This window comes from Chryseobacterium sp. BGA-UO-ETr-SB22 (genome assembly GCF_059567885.1).
On sequence record NZ_JCAQOV010000005.1, the window covers coordinates 232,574 to 252,669 of the forward strand.

Here is a 20,096-nt window from a genome sequence, read left to right on the forward strand (position 1 = left end):
TTCATTATTTGATATTTCCAGTATATCCTCTCTAGTCTGCTTCAAATCATTTTTAGAAATTGTTTTTGAAAAAGGGAATATAAATCTTGTGATTTTCTCCAAAGGACAATTCAATTGTAAAAAATATCATTGTTTTTATGAATATAAAAAAATATTTATGGATGTGGACTTTTTTAGTTCCTATTCTGGCGTGGCTTTCTTATGTTGGAAATACTGTTTTTTCTTCAGGGTATTACTCTGTGATTCTTGCTTTATTTTTGATGGGAAGTGTTTTGGCAGCGGTGTATCATTCCGAAGTTATTGCCCATCGCTTGGGAGAGCCATTTGGAACCTTGCTTCTGGCATTTGCCATTACGGTCATAGAAGTAGGACTTATTATTTCTATTATGCTGGGAGCAAAAGGCTTAGAAACCATTACCCTTGCCAGAGATACGGTTTTTGCTGCTGTAATGATAATCCTTACCGGAATCATTGGGAGCTGTATTGTGATAGGTTCCTTAAGATACAAAGAACAGAGCTTTACATTACAGGGGGTAAGTACGGCACTCATTACGCTTACCTCTGTTATTATTTTTGTGCTTATTCTGCCTAATTATACGGTAAGTCATCTCGGAGGCGAATATACATCCTTTCAATTGCTTTTTATCGCCTTGATTTCTTTAGGACTTTATCTTGGATTTACTATGATCCAAACGTTTAGACATCGAAGCTTTTTCATTTCTCCAGAGAACAAACTATCCAAAAATCAGCCAGTACAAGATAATCATGAAATGATTTCCCGAAAACAATTGTATATCAGTTGTATATTGTTACTATTATCCCTGGGAATAGTTGTTTTACTGGCAAAGCTTCTTTCAAAGGATGTTGAGCATATAGTGGTTTCCGCGGGTGCTCCCAAATCTCTTGTAGGTATCATTATTGCAGGTATTGTTCTCCTTCCTGAAGGGGTGGCTGCGTTCAGGGCTGCGAAAAGTGATGAGATCCAAACCTCATTAAATCTGGCTTTTGGTTCTGCTTTGGCTAGTATCGGGCTGAGTATTCCTGCCATCGCTATCATATCTGTAATAACCGGTATAAGAATGACATTAGGAATAGATATTAAATCAACAATACTTTTGGGGCTGTCTCTTTTTATTATTACCGTCTCACTGGCAACAGGCAGAACCAATATCATGCAGGGAATTGTACTGATCGCTATTTTTTTAATTTACCTTTTTATTACGATAGTTCCATAAGCTATTGTGTATTAATATTTAATATGGCGATAATTAAGGGTTGTTATTTGGGAAAACATAGCCTTGCCATGAGATAGCTGACTGTTGATTTAGTTTCCTGATTGAGATTAACATTTTTCCCTTCAAGTCCAGCAACGACTGTTGCTCTAGGGAAACAAATCCCAGCCATCAATTCTGCTATCGTCATCAATGCTTTGAGACGACCAGAAAAGTTATTGAATATTTGAATTTGCCACGAGAAAAGACTATTATCTCTTTTCAGTCAAGATTAGGAAAAGACAGATGGATCGAACCTTATACTGATCAAACCTTAGAGATAATTCCGTCAAAAGGCGTTGAAAATCTTGCTGTGGTATGTCCTGCATTTGTGTCTGACTGTCTCGAAACACTTGAAGAAATTTCGGTGGAAGGAAAAGAACAGTTTTTGCATGCAGGAGGAAAAAACTTCCATTATATTCCATGTCTTAATGATGATGATCGATGGATAGAGGCGATAAAACACTTTGTGAAGAAAAACTTAATCAGTTTTATCTCATTTGAGTATCGGGTGATGATATTTTACTATCCTCATTGAATCCATATTTTCAATTTAAAAATTAGCAATACGAACCAATTGTTCAATGTTGATTAATTGTATTTTGCGTCCTTCAATTTTAATAAAATTATCTTGTTTAAAATCATTGAGAATACGGGCTAAGGTTTCTCTTGCTGTCCCCACCATATTGGCCAGATCAATTCGGGATAGCGTGATAAAAACATTTTCTTTGGACTCGTTAGATGCATATTTATCATGAAGGATCAATAAGCTGAGAGCAGCCCGTTCTCTAACGGTTCTGTGTGATAAGACTGCCATGAGATTAGCCATGACACTAAACTCGTGACTAAGGGATTTTAATAAGAGTCTTGAAAAAACTGGTGACTGATTAAGGATATTTAAGAAATCATCTTTTGAAATAAATGAGATGACAGAATTTTCAAGGGTTAATGTGGTATCTCCATAAGTCTCATTACTTAAAATAGCAGAATATCCGAAAAATTCACCCGAACTGTAAATGTAAATGATTTGCTCTCTTCCATCATTGTCTACTTTGTACTTCTTTATTTTACCTTCATTTAAATAGTAAATACCGGTGGGCTTTGTGCCGTCTGTAAATATAGCTTCATGATTACGGTAGTTTTTACTTTTCATGGCAGTAATGAGTAGGTTTTTATCATACTCAGGAAGCTCGTTAAAAAGATATTGATTATTAAAAATAAATTTTGAAACCATAATTTTTACTTCTTAAATATTGAAAAAGAACTCAAAATTTAACTTAAATCACATTTTAAGCCTACATAAATCACCAAGTTATCTTTCTAAACGGATTATTTTTGCAAAAGTAAGAAAATTGCTCTTGAAATGGGAAAGAAAGTCTTTTTAAGAGATGAACTGAATGTAATGAAGAGAAGTTAGAGATAAATTATTATATAACGAATTTTTAAGTATACTGGATAAATAAAAACATGTACTCTTCATATACATATTGATATAGCCAAATTTTTTACCTTTTATTTATCCAGTTATTTTTTATTGAAAATAACAAATAATGAGTAATGTTTACGATAATATCCTTGGCCTAATAGGAAACACTCCTATGGTGAAGCTAAATACTGTTACAAAAGATATTCCTGCAACCGTTTATGCCAAGTTAGAGTCATATAATCCTGGACATTCCACTAAAGATAGAATTGCACTTCATATTATAGAAAACGCTGAGAAAAAAGGCTTATTAAAAGAAGATTCTGTAGTTGTAGAAACTACTTCCGGAAATACCGGTTTTTCTATTGCAATGGTTTGCATCATTAAAGGATATAAATGTATACTTGCTGTAAGTGACAAGACAAAGCCCGAAAAAGTAGCTTATCTTAAGGCACTTGGAGCAACAGTTTATATATGCCCTGCCAATGTACCTGCAGATGACCCAAGATCTTATTATGAAGTTGCTAAAAGAATCGCTTCAGAAACACCAAATTCAGTTTACATCAATCAGTATTTTAATGAACTAAATATTGATGCTCACTACCAGACAACCGGACCTGAAATTTGGGAACAGACAGAAGGTAAAATCACACACCTTTTTGCCTGTACTGGAACGGGTGGAACTTTATCCGGATCAGCAAAATTTTTAAAAGAAAAAAATCCTGATATCAAAGTAATTGGTGTAGATGCTGATGGATCTATTCTTAAAAGCTATCACGAGACAGGAGAAATTCACAAAGAAGATGTTCATCCTTATCAGATTGAGGGAATGGGAAAAAATTTAATCCCTTCTGCTCTACTTTTTGATAAAATAGATGAATTTGTAAGGGTAAATGATGAGATGTCTGCTTACAGAACCCGTGAAATCGCTTTGAAAGAAGCTATTATGGGAGGTTATACCACAGGAGCGGTTACTCAGGCATTAATGCAATATGCACAGTCTCACGAATTTTCTGAAAAAGATATTGTCGTTTTAATATATCCGGATCATGGGTCAAGATACATTACAAAAGTGTACAGCGATAAATGGATGGCAGAACAGGGATTCGTCAACAACTGTGTTCATAATTACGATGAAGTTTTCCAACTATAATTAATTAAATAGAAGGAAAATCGTGTAACAGATATGGAAGTATCTATTGTAACAGTCGAAATAGGGTAGATATGTTTAGACATAGAGGAAAAAACAGGACTTATTTTCATAATATTAAATTAGCATCACTTCTTTCCTTTGTTGCAGGGACAGTCAATATTGTAGGGGTATTATCAATTAAGATATTAACTACAAACATTACAGGGCATTTTGCTTTTTTTTCCGAGGAAGTAGTATTGAAGGATTATTATGATGCAGCACTCTACCTTTTATTTATCGGATGTTTTTTAGGGGGAGCTTTCAGTTCCAGCCTTCTGGTAGAATTTGTATCCCGTTTCAGAAAATTCCAATCTCACTTTATTCCCTTATTAATAGAAATTTTTATTTTGGGTTTCATAGGACTATTTGCCGATTTTAAAATAATAATCAGTCCCAATATGATAGCCTGCCTTTTACTTTTTGCAATGGGGCTACAGAATTCTTTAGTAACAAGAGTATCTCAGTCCGTTGTAAGAACAACACATTTAACAGGAATCTTTACTGACTTGGGGATAGAAATGTCCAAGCTGTTTTTTTACGGAAACGCGATTTCGTATAGCCAGCTTAAAAAAAGCATTATGTTAAAAATTGTAATTGTATTATGTTTTTTTTCTGGAGGGGTAATAGGCGGTTTTACTTATGAAGTCTTTCATATAAAGACATTATTGTTTTCTGTTGGAATACTTTTCTTTGTGATCTGGTATGATAGGTTATTATATAAATATTATGTATTGAAAAGAAAATTAAGATGAATTAATCTGTTTGCAAAAATTAAATATATATTTCTATGAAAGCTAGTTCTGGCTAATTTTCATATTGAAAGATGTTAATATATTAGTACTGGTTTCTGAGGTTTCAGCCGTATTGTTTATTCTATTATTGAGAGCTAATGATGCATCAAGAATTAGGGATTTAATTGTTATATAAGCTGCAGAAATAAAAAGCTTTTTATTTTTACTTTGAAAGTTATAGAGTCGGTCTATCAACGAATGTCTTATCATATCTTTGGTTGCATGAAGATAAGGGAAAACAAAAATATTCCTTCTTGAATTAAAAAATAAGATCGAATATAGACAAGTAGGATTATTAGAATGATGTTCATAGAAAAGAGAGGAAAAAGAGAACATATATATTTCTTGTGTTTTATAATCACTAAATGAGAACTTCTTATGCGGTCCGATAAACACAACACTGTTTCCTTTTATGTAATAAGTTTGATCTTCAAGAGCAATGGTTAGGTCATCAAGTGTAAATAAAATACAAAAATATTCTAATGTATTAAAATTTGATTTTCCTTGTTTTTTTTTGATAATATAGCTTAACGGATTAATACTGAATCCTGTTTTAGTAAGTTCTTTTTGTATATGAATCATCGATATTAATTCGAGATTAAAATAATGAAAAATTTAATTAAAGTAAGTTATTTTGATTACTCAAAAGTTTGACTTAAATCAAATTTTATGAAGAGATAGATCATAAAAATTTATTGATAAAGAGGGTACTTTTGCTCGAAAGTAAAAAACTCATCTTGAAATGAATCATTTAGAAAGTTTAAAAGAGTTAGGAATTCAATCTGCAAAAGAGATTTTTTGGAATCTATCAGAAGCACAGTTAATTTCACAGACCTTAAGGAAAGGGCAGGGTATTATAACAGACTCAGGAGCATTGGCTTGTGATACCGGTGAGTTTACGGGACGTTCCCCAAAAGATAAATATGTAGTCTTAGATGATACAACTCAAGATTCTGTTTGGTGGGGGGATATAAACCATTCTTTTTTGCCGGAAGATTTTGATAGATTATACAATCGTGTAGTGGAACACCTTTCACAAAGTGATCTTTATGTTAAAGATGTTTATGCGTGTGCAAAATCTGAATATCGTTTAAATATAAGGGTTATCACAGAAAACCCATGGCAAAGTTTATTTGCCAATAACTTGTTTTTAAGATTTAATAAAAAAGAGCTTGAATCATTTAAGCACGAATGGCTTATTCTTACTGCCCCAAGTTTCAAGGCTGTTCCGGAAACTGATAAGACCCGTCAGCATAACTTTACCATTATCAACTTCACAAAAAAAATCATTCTTATTGGAGGAAGTGCGTATACAGGTGAAATTAAAAAAGGCATTTTTACGGTATTGAATTATATCCTTCCCCATGAGAAAGAGATCCTATCTATGCACTGTTCTGCTAATATTGGTGAGAATGGAGATACCTCCGTATTTTTTGGACTTTCAGGAACGGGAAAAACTACCCTTTCAGCGGATCCGTCCAGAAAATTAATTGGGGATGATGAGCATGGATGGGATCATGAGAATGTTTTTAATTTTGAAGGGGGATGTTACGCTAAATGTGTGAATTTAAGCCAAGAGAAAGAGCCTCAAATTTTTTCGGCAATTCGTCAGGGTACTTTGCTTGAAAATGTACGTTTTTTTGAGGGAACAGATATTGTTAATTATGATGATACTTCCGTAACTGAAAACACAAGAGCTGCCTATCCGATCGACTTTATAGATAACGCCATCCATCCTTCTGTTGGAGGTGTTCCCAATAATATCTTTTTTTTGACGTGCGATGCTTTTGGTGTATTGCCTCCAATTTCAAAATTAACAACGGGTCAGGCGATGTATCATTTTATTTCTGGATATACGGCAAAAGTAGCTGGAACTGAAGCGGGAATTACTGAACCACAGACCACGTTTTCAGCATGCTTTGGAAAACCTTTTCTTCCTCTTCATCCTACAAAATATGCTGAACTTTTAGGGAAAAAGCTAAATGAGAATAAAGTAAACGTGTGGCTTATTAATACAGGTTGGTCTGGGGGCCCTTACGGAGTAGGGGAACGTATAAAGTTGTCATACACGAGAGCTATGATCACTGCAGTATTAGAAAATAAATTAGAAAATGTTGATTTCATCAGTGATGATGTCTTTGGACTTCAAATGCCGGTACAGTGTGAAGGAGTTCCTTCTGAAATCCTGAATCCAAAAAATACTTGGACAGACTCTTCTCAATATGATCAAAAGGCTATCCATCTTGCTACTCAATTTATGGAGAATTTTAAAGAGTTTGAGTCTTTTGCTAATAATGAAATTATAGAGGGAGGTCCTGTCCAAAAAAATAAATAAATCAAAATAAAGAACGAATAGAAATGGAAATTCCTGAAAATCTTTTGTATACAGAAGACCATGAATGGGTAAAAATAGAAAATGATATGGCATATATTGGAATCACAGATTTTGCACAACATGAATTGGGTGATATTGTATATGTTGAAATCGAAACGCTTGGAGAAAAGTTACAACAGCATGACGTATTTGGGACCGTTGAAGCAGTGAAAACAGTATCCGATCTTTTTTTGCCGATTGCCGGTGAAGTAATGGAAATCAATCCGAAGTTGGAATCAAATCCTGAATTAGTCAATTCTGACCCCTATGGAGAAGGATGGATGATTAAAATGAAAGTCAATAATCTAGCAGATACTGAAGGACTTTTGACCGCCGAGTCATACAATTTGTTAATAGGTTTATCATAGTATGAAAACAGTAAAAATCAAGAAAACGCCATTTAATGCACTTCATCATTTATTAGGAGCGAAAATGGTCGACTTTGCAGGCTATGAAATGCCTGTTCAATACAAGGGTATAAATCATGAACATGAAATTGTAAGAAATAAGGTGGGGGTATTTGATGTTTCTCATATGGGAGAAATTCTCATACAGGGAAAAGAGGCCTTGTCATTAATCCAGAAGATTACGTCCAATGATGCTTCAAAACTTTTTCCCGGAAAGGTGCAATACAGCTGTATGCCTAATGACACCGGAGGAATAATTGATGATCTTTTAGTGTATATGATCAGTCAGGACGATTATTTATTGGTCGTCAATGCATCAAATATAGAAAAAGACTTAAACTGGATCCAGGGACAGAATTCCTTTGATGCACAGGTTAGCAATATTTCGGATTCTATTTCATTATTAGCGGTTCAAGGACCCAAAGCAGAACAGGTCTTACAAAAATTGACAGATATCAGTCTGAAAGACATGGAATATTATACGTTTACTATCGGTGAATTAGCGCATATTCCTAATGCTTTACTGTCTGCCACTGGATATACTGGAGCGGGAGGATTTGAAATATATGTGGAAAACAGATATGCCGCACATATATGGGAAGCTCTTTTTGAAGCTGGAAAAGAAGAAGGAATAGAGCCCATTGGTTTAGGAGCCAGAGATACATTACGATTGGAAATGGGCTACTGTTTGTATGGGAATGATATTGATGATTATACTTCTCCTTTAGAAGCTGGGCTAGGCTGGATTACAAAATTCAATAAAGACTTTGTTCATAGCGGATTCTTACAAATTCAAAAAGAAAAAGGAGTATCCAAAAAGCTAGTAGGATTTGAAATGGAAGATAAGGGAATTCCACGTCATGGCTATGAAATTTGGAATGGGAATCATGAAATTATAGGAACTGTTACTTCAGGAACTATGTCACCGACCCTTAAAAAAGCGATTGGAATGGGATACATCTCCGTTGAAAATTCGGCTGTAGGAAATGAAATTTTCATTACTATTAGAAATAAACCAACAAAAGCAATAATTGTGGCTTTTCCATTTATTAATGTAAAATAGCTTACCTCTTATAATGTCAATTTTTCAAATTGTTGTATTTTGTTTATTTTACCCATGATTGGTAAAATAATTTCTTAATCTGTGAGGCATATAATTGAATGATAGAATGATTTTTGAATACCTTAAATTAAATATGGATATTGATGACAATGCTTTTAATGAAATATATCCTGAACATATAAAAGCTTTGTCACAACGTCATTGGACTCCTGTTGCTGTTGCTAAGATGGCTGCTAAATATTTAGTTGATGATACCAATAGAAGAGTCTTGGATATTGGATCCGGAGCGGGTAAATTTTGTCTTGTGGGAGCAGCTTCTACAGATGGTATATTTTACGGAATTGAGCAAAGAGCATCTCTAACTAAAATATCAAAAAAATTAGCCGATAAACACAATATAAATAATGTTGATTTTATTAATGTAAATATAAAAGATGTCTCTTTTTTAGAATACGAAGCATTCTATTTTTTTAATTCTTTTTATGAAAATATAGATACTTCTTGTTCCATTGATGATACAATTATTCATGATAGAGATTTATACTACGATTATTCGGCATATGTGAGGGAACAGCTTGATGCAACACCTATTGGAACGAGGCTTGTTACTTATTGGAGTAAATGGGACGAAATTCCTAACAGTTTTACTCTAGTAGATACCGCTTGTAATAAGTTATTGAATTTTTGGGAAAAGGTATTTTGAGAGGAAGATAAGGAGTAGAAAAATTCTTAGATAAACACAGCCTTTTCTATAAATTGAAAAAAGAGAATGACAATATTGAGAAACTTGATTTGTCAACAGAATACATAGGTCTGAATATTATGTATTTTTTTTTAGTATTACTGCAACATTGTTGCGGTAATACTTTTTTTACCAATAAGTGGTCTATTTTTTCACTCGATAATCTAATTTCTAATTCGGCTTTTAAATTAATTTTGTAATTGTGTTCTCCTCTCAGCCTATCTTTTTGTTCCGGTCTGTTTTGGCTCATTATAGTAATGGGAGTTTGAATGGTGACCGGGGTTAAGATAAAGAATAAAATTAAGAAAAATAAAAGGAAAAGGGTCAAAGAATTTTGTTATATAGCTTTCACTGTGAATATATTTAGTAATGAATTATGAAGTAAATTTATCTTTCAATTTTCTAAAGTTGAATATTTTATAATCAATAGTATTACAAATTATTTTTTTATGTTGTGTATATCATACTAATACAAGTATTCAGAATTGTTTTTATTTCCTTTGATAGATAAATTCTAATATTTAGAATTCATATTCCTTAATCCAATTAAGGATTGAAGCTGTTATTTCCATGCAAAGTTTATCAAAATCATAGGTATAGGCAAAATCATCACTAAGTTCATATTTATCAAATATAGGGGCGCATAATTTTAACATTTTCAGACTAAAAAACTTTAGCTCATCATGTTTCATGAGATTTCCAAAGTTATTGTTGATAATATTTGAAACGGTCTCGAATTTTGAAAAATGAAATTTCTCAAAAAGGATGTGATCCGTATAATATTCACATTGCTCAATCGAACTTCCAGACCTTATAGCACCATCATATACAATTTTCGCCCATTGGGAACGCTGCTCTATTAATGCTGTGTTAGGAACTAATTCTGGAAAACTATTACTCAATAAATTTTGTAATCGTTCCTTGTAATATGTTACATCCTTTTCCATAAAATTTGTGATAATTGTATGTAGCATATAAGCTTAATATAATATCATTTCTATGTATTGTCACTTCTGTAAAACATGTATAATCGTTCAGGTATTTTATGAATTCGTCTTTCAGGCTTCCATAGCCCAATAGTTTTGATTTGTAATAGGTAAAATTAATATGGAACCATCTAAATTATAAATTGTCTGAGGTTCTAAAACCTGTTAGAAATTCCATGCTAATTCTTGCCATAAGATAACTGACCGTAGATTCTGCTCCCTGATTAATATTCACGTTGTTTTTCTCAAGCCCATCATAGCAACCTCCGGTTACAGGATTGTAAATAATTTGGTTTAACTGGTTTTTTCCAAGAAACCAATTAAAGGAATTGTGCATCATCTGTAAATACTTTTCATTATCTAAAATCTTATAAAATGAAGCTAATGCTAGAATAGTATAAGCCACATCAATAGGCTGTTCTCCGCCATTGGATGTGTTGTTTTCCTTGCTTTCTTTTTGTAACCAGCCTTGATTAGAAATCACTTTTATAGTATCGTTGACAATTATTTTAGACAAGAGAAACGCAAAAGACTGTTTCGCTATTTCCTTATATATATCATTTTTAGTAGCAACCCAAGCAAATAATAAAGCTTCCGGCAATACGCTATTTCCGTAAGTAAGATAACTTTCGAACCAAAACCAATTGCCTTTAGCTTCGTGTTGATACATTTTCACCAAACGATTCGCCAATTCTTTTAATAAAGGAATGTTTTTTTCAGAATTCTGGTAATACAATCCTTTTATAATAAAAGCTATGGCTCTGGTGGAATATATTTTTTCAGCAAAAACCAAGTTTTTTTGAAGCATGGCTTCTGCGAGTTCATAAAATTCCTGTGGTAAAATTTCTCTTAATGAAATTAAATAACCCAAAGCCCATATCGCTCTTCCGTTAGAATCTTCAAGGTTGGTTTCGTAATTCTGTTGGGTAAATTGTTTTTCCTTATCCACATAATTTAGGAAACTGCCATCTTTTTGTTGACAAAATTTAATGAAATTTAAATAGATTGAAATTAATTGCAGGTCAGATTTGTTTTTGGTGGCTTTGTAATGTTGGCAAATAGCAATCATTGCACGAGCATTATCATCTAGGGTATAACCGGAATCAATATCTGGTTTGCTGATCTTGGAAAATTGTATCATCCCAAAATCTGTAGTTATATTTTGGATGTGATCAAGATTGAATTTAGGCAAGGCATATTTGAGTTTTGCATTGCTGTTTCTGAATTTCTGAAATAATAAAGCGTGTAAAATAGACGAATTTTCCCAAGCGGTCGGAGCCATTTTTTGCAAAGATTTTATGCGTAATTTTTCACGACTATTTTCATTTTTCAGTAAAGTATTAACAGCATAAGTCAATTGTTTTGGGGCTTCAAAATCAATGATTATTCCTGTTTCTTCTTTTAAAACTTCTAAAGCATGTGGAATAGGAGTAGAAACAATGGCACACCCGCAACTGATAGCATAGGAAAAAGTACCACTTACTGCCTGATTTCTGTCTTTTGAAGTGAAAAGATAAATGTCGGTAAGTTGAAGATACTCTAATAATTCAGGTAAGGGTAAATATTCATTAATAAAACGGATATGGTTTTCCAGATGAAGTTTACAGGTAAGATCCTCCAAAATATCACGATACTTTTCTCCTTCGTTTCTGACGATAGCAGGATGCGTCTTGCCAAGAATTAGAAAAATGACATTAGGATTCTGAGCAATAATTTTGGGCAAAGCTTTCAGGGTGGTTTCAATATTTTTGCCTGAACCTAATAAACCAAATGTAGATAAAACCTTTTTATTTTTAAGCCCATACTTTTCTTTCAACGCATTTTTATCTGTAAAAGGCAACAAATGTGTTCCGTGTGGAATGACGGTGATTTTGTCAGAAGAAATACTATAATCTTTTGAAAGGATCTCCGCGGAGATGTCTGTCATTACGACAATTGACTTGGAAAAATCTGCTAGGTCCTTTACTTTCGTTTTTAATTCTATATCCGGATTGGGGAGTACAGTATGAAAGGTGATAATGATTTCTTTCTTTAAGTTTTGTAGGAAAAGATATAATCCGTTTTGGGCTTCATTAAAAAAGCCAAACTCATGCTGAAGCATTACAAGTTGGATATTATCATTTCTATTGATCTTTTCAGCCAATTCCAGAAAGGAAACGGCATCTGAGATATTTAATTTGTATTTAGGATGTTCTTCATATTCATAATTTTCCCCCTCTGTTTCCATGGGGCAAATAATTGTTTGAAATGATTCTCCGAATTTCGACTGAAGCGATTTTATAAGGTCTTGTGTATAAGTGGCAATTCCGCATACCTTTGGAGGAAAAGTACTGATAAAGATAATCTCGGGTTTATTATAGACAATGTCTTTTTCTTTTTTTAAAGATGGTCTTATGGCTTTGTCCTCCACGTCTGAATTAATATTTTTATTCATTTTATTTCATTTTTAGATTTGATAATTCTAATGAACCATCAATTATATTGCATGCATCATCAATTCTTTCAATAGCTTTGAAATACTCAAAGAGGCAACGGCAATTCTTTCGTCTGCAGCTCCATAATAGATATAAAGTGTATCTTTTTCTACAATAGCCCCTGTAGGAAAGCAGACATTATTAACTTCACCTTTCATTTCCCATTCTTTCTCCGGCTCAAAAAGAGGATATGGAAGTCTGCAAATTTCTTTTTCAGGGTTCTCAAGTTCCAATAAAGCTACACAGGCATTATAAACATATCCGTCGACGGTGTCATGAACTCCATGATAGATTAGCAGCCATCCGTACTCTGTTTCTATGGGTGGGCATCCACCTCCAATATAGCTGGATTCATGATTATATTTGGGACATAAAAAGATGTGATTCTTAAAGTGAGAAAAATAATTTTCCCAAAATTCAAAGTTTAAATCTTCAATGTTTTCTACATTTACAATTTGAATATCGGGTCGTATTCTGTGGAGAAAATAAAATTTGCCATTTATTTTTCTTGGAAAAAAAATCAGATTTTTGTCCCATAAAAAGATAGGAACACTATCTGTATGACTGATCTGAAATTCATTATATCTTTTATATTTTTCAGGGATTAAATCTTCAGATTCTAATAAACATTTAAACTTGTCATAGGGGATTCTAGGAACAATAATTCCTGCATTTTTCCAAGATTTCAAATCTTTTGAAGTGGCCAATGTTCCTAAAGCATTAATGCCGTCGTAACTTGTATATGTAAGATAAAACAAATCATCTATTTTTACGATTCTGGGATCTTCGATGCCATGCTTTTCATATTCAAATTCAGGAGTAATAATTGGAGAGTCTGATCGTCTTTCTATAGTAAGAGGATCAGATAATATACAATATCCGATGCTTGAAAAATTACCTTTGGCAACGGCGCGGTAAAACAAATGTATTTTCCCGTTTTCCTGAATAACAGCAGGATTTAGAACTCCTTCGCTCTCAAAGCTTAAGTCGGTTTTCCTGAGGATGATTCCTTCTTTTTTTATTTTTATCATTTAGGTTGCAGCATTGCGACTTTCATTTTCTTTGTTTCTTTTTTTATCTTGTTTGTCTTGTCGCTTCTCTTTTGCTGATTTTGAAGGAGGCGTTTTATCCGACTTTTTCTTTGTTTCCTTTCCTTTTAACATATATTTTTTATTGTATGTAAAGATCATTGATTAGAAAGGGAAAACTTTGTAATAGTATGTTCATTTATTACATAAATCATAGATATTAAATTTTAAAGGATTAACTTTGAATAAAGTAGCTGTTAGCATATTGATTAACAGACTGAAATACAGGAAGTCTTATGAAACTGTATATAAAATATATGGTGAGCCTGCGTTGTAAAATGGTTGTTCATCAGGAGCTGGAAAAACTAGGTATTAAAAATGCTGTGGTAGATCTTGGTTTGGTAGAAATATTGGATGATATTAGTGTTAAACAAAGGCTTATGTTGAAAGAAAATCTTCTGAAGACAGGGCTTGAACTATTGGATGACAAAAAAAGTATTTTGATTGAAAAAATAAAGAATACTGTCACAGAAATGATTCATTATTCAGAATCTCTTCCAAAAGAAAATTTCTCAGACTATATCAGTAAAAAACTTGGTTATGATTACACCTATCTAGCCAATACATTTTCTGAGGTAAAGGGAATAACTCTTCAGCATTTTATCATAATCAATAAAATTGAAAAGGTAAAAGAGCTGCTTTTGTATGATGAGCTTAATCTTACTGAAATTTCCTATAAACTCAATTACAGTAGTGCTGCTCATCTTTCCAATCAATTCAAAAAAATAACAGGGCTTTCTCCATCATTTTATAAGCAACTCAAACATAAACGTCTTAAAAATCTGGAAGATATTTAACCGGAAAGATGTGATATATGTAAAATTATTTGTAAAAAGTATAGGACAGATCTTATAATAAATATTCAACTTTGGAGAGTAATAATTCTGTTACATATAATCTTGAATGATGAATACCAATCCTACTAAAAGCACGAAAGCTTTTAAAATAAAAGGAGATTGGAAGCAACAATCTCATCAGTTGAAAGAACAGTTCTCTCTGCTTAAAGATTCGGACTTGATGTTTGAGACAGGAAAAGAGAATAAATTACTGGAAAGGATAGGAAATAAATTAAGCAAAAACCGTGAAGAAGTTATTAAAATTCTTAATGACACTCAGCTTTTATAATGAGCGTACTAAAACCCGAGAAACAATATTTATTTTTTAAGGGATTTTAATCGAAAAAGGGCAGGTGCTTTTAAGCTTCTGTTCTTTTTATTTGAATATATTATTACTTCCAAAATAAAAAGATATGAGATCAGCTGAAACTTTCCAGAATCTTACAAGAAAAATTTTTAAGGTGACAACTAAAATACAGTCTTCATATCCCGAATTATATTTCCTGCTAAATGAAACTCCATTATTTATGTCATCTAATGAGGCGAATATTACAATACAAGATCTCAAGCGATATCTTACTACGATAAGAATGCAACTTATTACGTTTGAGAAAGATAAAAAATGAAATTATGAAAACTATAACTTTATATAGATTTAAGGATTCGGTAACCCAGAAAATTCCCTTTTTGGAGGGAAAATCTATGCTCAATTCTTCTGAAATTGATATTTTAGATACGGAAAAAGTTATTGAATATATGATTGAAGTATCTGATGATTTTGATTTTGAAAACTATGATACTACTGAACTCATAGCATTATGCAATACTTCGAACAAATTTGTTGAACATCATTTTGTTACACGCTTGAATGATTATGATGTTATATAGCCTTTACAGATTATGCCTAGTCGAGCCAGTTAGTCTTACAAGAGATGCAATTTTTACCGCTGTGATGATCATCCTTACGGGAATTGTTTAGATTTGTATTGTCGTGGAGTGAATTCGTTTTAAGAAACCGTTCTTTACTCTTGAGGGGAGGACCATAATAACCCTTATCGTTATTGCTGCCTTAAAAAAAACAATTATTGGAAATTTGTTTTTAATAATTGTGCAAAAAATAACGTAATACATATAAACTGTGTTTAACTTTTTCTTTTTATTTCCTTCATCAGATCCTCCAGATAATCAGTTTGTATATCTTGTATTTCCAACAGTTTTTTGTTTTGATTTACCAATAGATGGTCTATTTTTTCACTTAGCAATTTAATTTCTAATTCAGCTTTTAAATTGATTTTGTAGTCATGTTCTCCTCTTAGTCTGTCCTTTTGTTCCTGTCTGTTTTGGCTCATCATAATAATGGGAGCCTGAATGGCTGCTAAACAGGAAAGAATGAGATTGAGTAAAATAAACGGAAACGGATCAAATGAATTGGTTAATAACCAAACATTAATCATCATCCATAGTAATATAAATGAAAAAAATACAATAATAAATGCCCAGCTGCCTCCAAATAATGCCACTTTATCTGCAATTTTTTCTCCAATAGTTAATTCTGATTCAATTTCGGCTTGTATATTTTCTGACAGAATGGAGTTATTTTTAATGGCATCCATCACATCCAAGTCTATGATGGCTAGTTCACCTTTTTCCTGTGATATTAAAGAAGTCAGATATAGTCGTCTGTATTTATTAAGTTCAATTAAAGAAATATAATGATCTTTTGAAAAGCCGGGGAAATCCATTCTTAATAAATTAAAAATACCATCTCTAATGTCCTGCCCTTGTATTTCTTCACCTTTCCCGATCTTCTTTTTGCTGATATAGCTTGTTTCCATTGTTGATCTTTCAAAATTTAAAATTAGTTTTATTTAAAGTATATTTCAGTATGTTCTCTTTGTTTACCATTTGTTTTTTCTGTCAATACTTTGCTCTCTGTTAAAAGTAGTTTTTATGGCAATTTTTCAATGTTCCGGTATACCGATTGAATTGAAGCTTACATTTCAGATAGTCAACTATTTTTTGAATATTCATAATCTACAAATAGCCAGTTTTCTACATGCTGTATTCCCGGAGTTTTCCATGCAATACGGTCGGCTTCTTCTTTTTGATGCCATGAATTTACTGTTCCTGTTAACGTCACTGTAGTACCGGATACCTTTACATGAATATCGCTATTGTAAACCAACCAATTCATTTTCATGGCATTTTCAATGTCTTTTTGTTTGATAACATCTATTATTTCTGATTGGATTTTAATATTATTGATGATCGCTTTTATACCTGGAAGATAATGGATTGCATTTTTAATAATTTCTCTCTGATAGTCCCACTGCACTTCACCCTCTAAAGTTACCTGCCCATTTTCAACAATTACTTTGATCATATTCTCCGGAATAAATACATTGGATTTAAAGGCTTCTAAAATTTCATGGGCAATTTCATTATCGGTTTTTGATAAGGAGTCTGGAGATTTCACGATGATATTTTCTATTAAGATTTTTACTCCAACAACTTTTTTTGCAGCATTTTCCGCTTCTATTTTTTTTGCATAATGATCAACTTCTCCTGTAAGGGAAACCACACCGTCTTTTGCTGTAACTCCTATTTCTGCTGAGTGTAATAATGGTTCCCATTGAATGGCATCCTGAACATTCTTTTGTAATTCGGCATTTGTTTTCATTACATCTTAATTTATCATTCAAAATTCCAGAAACTTTCCAGCATATACCATGATCAGTATCACGCTGAAACCTGATACTGGTCAGGCATGGAAATTCAATTTGTATATAAATAATTGCTTATTTTTAGATAACCTATTTATTTGATATGTCTTACAACTTACCTGAAGGTCTTAGAGGTCTTACAAACGATGAAGTGGAAGCTTCCAGACTGAAATATGGATATAATCGCTTGGAGGATATCCGTAAGAATACATGGTTTGATTTGCTGATTGACATTTTAAAAGAACCCATGCTGATTTTGCTGATCATTATTTCAATTATTTATGTGATTGTAGGAGACTATGGTGAAGCAGCTTTCATGTTTGTGGCAATTGTGGCGGTGACTGCAATATCCTTTTATCAGGATAACCGTAGTAAAAAAGCTTTGGAAGAACTTGAAAAACTCAACGAACCTTTAAGTACAGTTATCAGAAATTCAGAGGCAGTAGAAATTCCGACACACGAAATTGTCGTAGGTGATTTATGCATTACCGAGGAAGGACGGATTATTAATGCTGATGGAGTAATTGTACACAGCAATGATTTTTCCGTGAATGAATCTTCGCTTACCGGTGAAAGTTTTTCAGTTTTTAAAGATAACAAATCTGAGGATAACCTTGTTTATAGCGGAAGTGTGACGGTTTCGGGGTTAGCTGTTTTTAAGATACAAAAAATAGGCAAAGAAACACGTGTAGGTAAAATTGGAGAATCAATACTGAATATAAAAGAAGAAATTTCGCCATTGCAGATCCAGATTCGGAAGTTTGTAAAATGGATGGCAGTTATCGGTATTGTTATTTTTTTGATGGTCTGCATCTTCAGTTATATCAAAACCGGAGACCTGGTAACAAGCCTACTTAGTGGATTAACACTGGCAATGTCAGTATTGCCTGAAGAAATTCCTGTGGCATTTACAACGTTTATGGCTTTGGGAGCGTGGAAGCTGATGCGTGAAGGAATTATCATCAAACGGAGCAGTATTGTGGAAACCCTGGGAAGTACCACGGTTATCTGTACCGATAAAACCGGGACCATTACTGAGAACTCAATGAAGCTTCAACATTTGTATGATTATCATTCCGACAGGATTTATGAAGAAAAGGAATTTAAAAATGATGATTTAAGTGAACTGATTGATTTTGCAATGTGGAGCAGTGAGCCAGTGCCTTTTGACCCTATGGAAATTACTCTGCACAAAATATTTGAAGAAACCCAAAAGAATGATATCAGAAAAGAGTATCAGATGTTTCACGAATATCCGCTTGAAGGGAAACCCCCAATGATGACCCATCTTTTTGAAAATACCAATAAAGACAGAATCATTGCAGCGAAAGGAGCTCCCGAAGCTATTTTAAGCGTTTCCAGGCTTTCAGAGACCGAAAAAAATAAGATAAGAGATATTGTAAAAATATTTGGACAGCAAGGGTATCGTGTATTGGGAGTTGCGAAGTCCCATTTTGAAGGAAACAGTTTTCCAAAAAAACAGCAGGATTTTAATTTTGAATTTTTAGGGCTGACTGTATTTTATGATCCTCCTAAAAAAGGAATAAAAGAGGTATTTCAAAGTATTTATGATGCAGGGATTAAGGTAAAAGTTATTACCGGTGATAATGCAGATACAACGAATGCGATTGCGCTCCAGGCAGGAATTAAAAATGAGGCCCCTGCAATCAATGGCAGTGATATTATAGGCCGTTCTGAAAAAGAGCTGATGCAGATCTCGGAGAATACGGTTTTGTTTACCAGAATGTTTCCTGATGCCAAGCTTGCGGTAGTAAATGCCCTGAAAAAGAAAGGTGAAGTAGTAGCGATGCTTGGAGATGGAGTTAATGACGGTCCCGCGCTAAAAGCCGCCCATATTGGTGTGGCAATGGGAAATAAAGGAACCGAAATTGCCAAATCAGCTGCTGCGCTGGTTATTACGAATGATGATTTAGAAAAATTGATTGTTGGAATTGCCGCAGGAAGAAGAATTTATACCAATATTAAAAAGGCGATTCAGTATATTATTTCCATTCATATTCCTATTATTCTGACGGTTTCTTTACCTCTGTTTTTGGGCTGGGTATTTCCTCATATATTTACTCCGGTTCACGTTATTTTCCTTGAATTAGTAATGGGGCCGACTTGCTCTATTGTTTATGAAAATGAACCTATGGAAAAAAACACAATGAAACAGCCTCCAAGAGCTATGGGAGATACTTTTTTAAGTTTAAATGAACTGGGAATCAGTATTGTTCAGGGCGTGGTAATCACTCTCGGAGTTTTGCTTGCCTATCAGTTTGCTGTTCAAAACTGTGGTAGCGAAGAAAAGACAAGGGCAATGGTATTCAGTACCTTAATATTTGCCAATATATTACTGAGCTTTGTCAACCGGTCATTCTTTTATAGTGTGTTGGAAAGTTTCAGAAACCGTAATCCTTTACTCATCGGTATTTCCGCTTTGGTACTGATAATGCTTTTAGTTATATTATATGTAAAGCCAATTTCTCTATTTTTTAAAGTAACAGCGCTCAATATAAACGAATTGGGGATGACTGTTTTCATTGCAGCCGTTTCTGTTTTATGGTTTGAGATCTATAAATATGTGAGAAGAAAGAAAAAATGAAACCTTGATAAGCAAGTACGGTAATAATTACCTTAAAAAAGGACTGGCTTTAAACCTGTGTTTTCATTTGGCAATATCATTTTTTTTAGTGACTGATATCATTTCTTGGAATGAATAATTT

The 20,096-nt window shown here is 33.2% G+C and carries 20 protein-coding genes and 1 pseudogene; 12 read left to right on the top strand and 9 right to left on the bottom strand.

Annotation, left to right across the window (positions count from 1 at the left end):
* The first annotated feature begins 137 nt into the window (after positions 1-137).
* A complete protein-coding gene (locus AC57AW_RS08300; protein WP_496351497.1) occupies positions 138-1,235 on the top strand; it encodes a calcium:cation antiporter in 1,098 nt (365 codons plus the stop codon).
* A gap of 133 nt (positions 1,236-1,368) precedes the next feature.
* A pseudogene (locus AC57AW_RS08305) lies at positions 1,369-1,775 on the top strand (ferrochelatase); the annotation flags it as partial.
* Positions 1,776-1,824: 49 nt separating this feature from the next.
* Here AC57AW_RS08305 and AC57AW_RS08310 read toward each other — a convergent pair.
* The gene (locus tag AC57AW_RS08310; protein WP_122636993.1) at positions 1,825-2,505 is read right to left on the bottom strand and encodes a Crp/Fnr family transcriptional regulator; all 681 of its coding nucleotides are present in this window, start codon (positions 2,503-2,505) and stop codon (positions 1,825-1,827) included.
* A 316-nt stretch (positions 2,506-2,821) separates the two neighbouring features.
* On the opposite strand from AC57AW_RS08310, the gene AC57AW_RS08315 reads away from it, so the two are divergent.
* Both AC57AW_RS08315 and AC57AW_RS08320 read left to right on the top strand, forming a co-directional pair.
* Positions 2,822-3,847 (top strand): PLP-dependent cysteine synthase family protein, encoded by a 1,026-nt coding sequence (locus AC57AW_RS08315; protein ID WP_496351498.1) that lies wholly within the window; start codon positions 2,822-2,824, stop codon positions 3,845-3,847.
* 71 nt (positions 3,848-3,918) lie between these two features.
* On the top strand, positions 3,919-4,638 hold the full coding sequence (locus tag AC57AW_RS08320; protein WP_496351499.1) for a YoaK family protein: 720 nt from the start codon (positions 3,919-3,921) through the stop codon (positions 4,636-4,638).
* Between the two features lie 42 nt (positions 4,639-4,680).
* Here the strand turns inward: AC57AW_RS08320 and AC57AW_RS08325 are convergent, their stop codons facing one another.
* Positions 4,681-5,259 carry a hypothetical protein gene (locus tag AC57AW_RS08325; RefSeq protein WP_496351500.1) on the bottom strand — a complete coding sequence of 193 codons (579 nt, stop codon included), beginning with the start codon at positions 5,257-5,259 and terminating at the stop codon, positions 4,681-4,683.
* 160 nt (positions 5,260-5,419) lie between these two features.
* Here AC57AW_RS08325 and pckA point away from each other — a divergent pair, with 160 nt between their 5' ends.
* From pckA to AC57AW_RS08345, 4 genes are all read left to right on the top strand, one after another.
* Positions 5,420-7,012: a phosphoenolpyruvate carboxykinase (ATP) gene (gene pckA / locus AC57AW_RS08330; RefSeq protein WP_496351501.1), complete on the top strand. Its 1,593-nt coding sequence runs from the start codon at positions 5,420-5,422 to the stop codon at positions 7,010-7,012.
* Between the two features lie 23 nt (positions 7,013-7,035).
* Entirely contained in the window at positions 7,036-7,419 is a 384-nt protein-coding gene (gene gcvH / locus AC57AW_RS08335) for a glycine cleavage system protein GcvH (protein ID WP_047437567.1), read from the top strand.
* Between the two features lies 1 nt (position 7,420).
* Entirely contained in the window at positions 7,421-8,521 is a 1,101-nt protein-coding gene (gene gcvT, locus AC57AW_RS08340; protein ID WP_496351502.1) for a glycine cleavage system aminomethyltransferase GcvT, read from the top strand.
* A 106-nt stretch (positions 8,522-8,627) separates the two neighbouring features.
* Entirely contained in the window at positions 8,628-9,224 is a 597-nt protein-coding gene (locus AC57AW_RS08345) for a methyltransferase domain-containing protein (RefSeq protein ID WP_047437565.1), read from the top strand.
* A 46-nt stretch (positions 9,225-9,270) separates the two neighbouring features.
* Here AC57AW_RS08345 and AC57AW_RS08350 read toward each other — a convergent pair whose 3' ends face one another.
* From AC57AW_RS08350 to AC57AW_RS08370, 5 genes are all read right to left on the bottom strand, one after another.
* Positions 9,271-9,513, bottom strand: coding sequence for a DUF1003 domain-containing protein (locus tag AC57AW_RS08350; protein ID WP_228445360.1), 243 nt, complete (start codon positions 9,511-9,513; stop codon positions 9,271-9,273).
* A gap of 271 nt (positions 9,514-9,784) precedes the next feature.
* Positions 9,785-10,210 carry a DUF1896 family protein gene (locus AC57AW_RS08355; RefSeq protein WP_496351503.1) on the bottom strand — a complete coding sequence of 142 codons (426 nt, stop codon included), beginning with the start codon at positions 10,208-10,210 and terminating at the stop codon, positions 9,785-9,787.
* A 175-nt stretch (positions 10,211-10,385) separates the two neighbouring features.
* A complete protein-coding gene (locus tag AC57AW_RS08360; protein ID WP_496351504.1) occupies positions 10,386-12,683 on the bottom strand; it encodes a glycosyltransferase in 2,298 nt (765 codons plus the stop codon).
* Positions 12,684-12,725: 42 nt separating this feature from the next.
* A complete protein-coding gene (locus tag AC57AW_RS08365; RefSeq protein WP_496351505.1) occupies positions 12,726-13,754 on the bottom strand; it encodes a glycoside hydrolase family 130 protein in 1,029 nt (342 codons plus the stop codon).
* Entirely contained in the window at positions 13,755-13,886 is a 132-nt protein-coding gene (locus tag AC57AW_RS08370) for a hypothetical protein (RefSeq protein WP_007844566.1), read from the bottom strand.
* A 161-nt stretch (positions 13,887-14,047) separates the two neighbouring features.
* Between AC57AW_RS08370 and AC57AW_RS08375 the strand changes: the two genes are divergently transcribed.
* From AC57AW_RS08375 to AC57AW_RS08385, 3 genes are all read left to right on the top strand, one after another.
* The gene (locus AC57AW_RS08375) at positions 14,048-14,608 is read left to right on the top strand and encodes a helix-turn-helix domain-containing protein (protein ID WP_496351506.1); all 561 of its coding nucleotides are present in this window, start codon (positions 14,048-14,050) and stop codon (positions 14,606-14,608) included.
* Between the two features lie 106 nt (positions 14,609-14,714).
* Positions 14,715-14,936, top strand: coding sequence for a hypothetical protein (locus AC57AW_RS08380; protein WP_122636984.1), 222 nt, complete (start codon positions 14,715-14,717; stop codon positions 14,934-14,936).
* Between the two features lie 341 nt (positions 14,937-15,277).
* Entirely contained in the window at positions 15,278-15,535 is a 258-nt protein-coding gene (locus AC57AW_RS08385) for a hypothetical protein (protein WP_047437558.1), read from the top strand.
* Between the two features lie 254 nt (positions 15,536-15,789).
* On the opposite strand, the gene AC57AW_RS08390 is transcribed toward AC57AW_RS08385, so the two are convergent.
* Positions 15,790-16,482: a DUF1003 domain-containing protein gene (locus tag AC57AW_RS08390; protein WP_047437555.1), complete on the bottom strand. Its 693-nt coding sequence runs from the start codon at positions 16,480-16,482 to the stop codon at positions 15,790-15,792.
* A 173-nt stretch (positions 16,483-16,655) separates the two neighbouring features.
* On the bottom strand, positions 16,656-17,327 hold the full coding sequence (locus AC57AW_RS08395) for a BON domain-containing protein (RefSeq protein ID WP_047437553.1): 672 nt from the start codon (positions 17,325-17,327) through the stop codon (positions 16,656-16,658).
* 146 nt (positions 17,328-17,473) lie between these two features.
* On the opposite strand from AC57AW_RS08395, the gene AC57AW_RS08400 reads away from it, so the two are divergent.
* Complete coding sequence (locus AC57AW_RS08400; protein WP_496351507.1) at positions 17,474-19,975, top strand: cation-translocating P-type ATPase; 2,502 nt, start codon at positions 17,474-17,476, stop codon at positions 19,973-19,975.
* Positions 19,976-20,096: the final 121 nt, after the last annotated feature.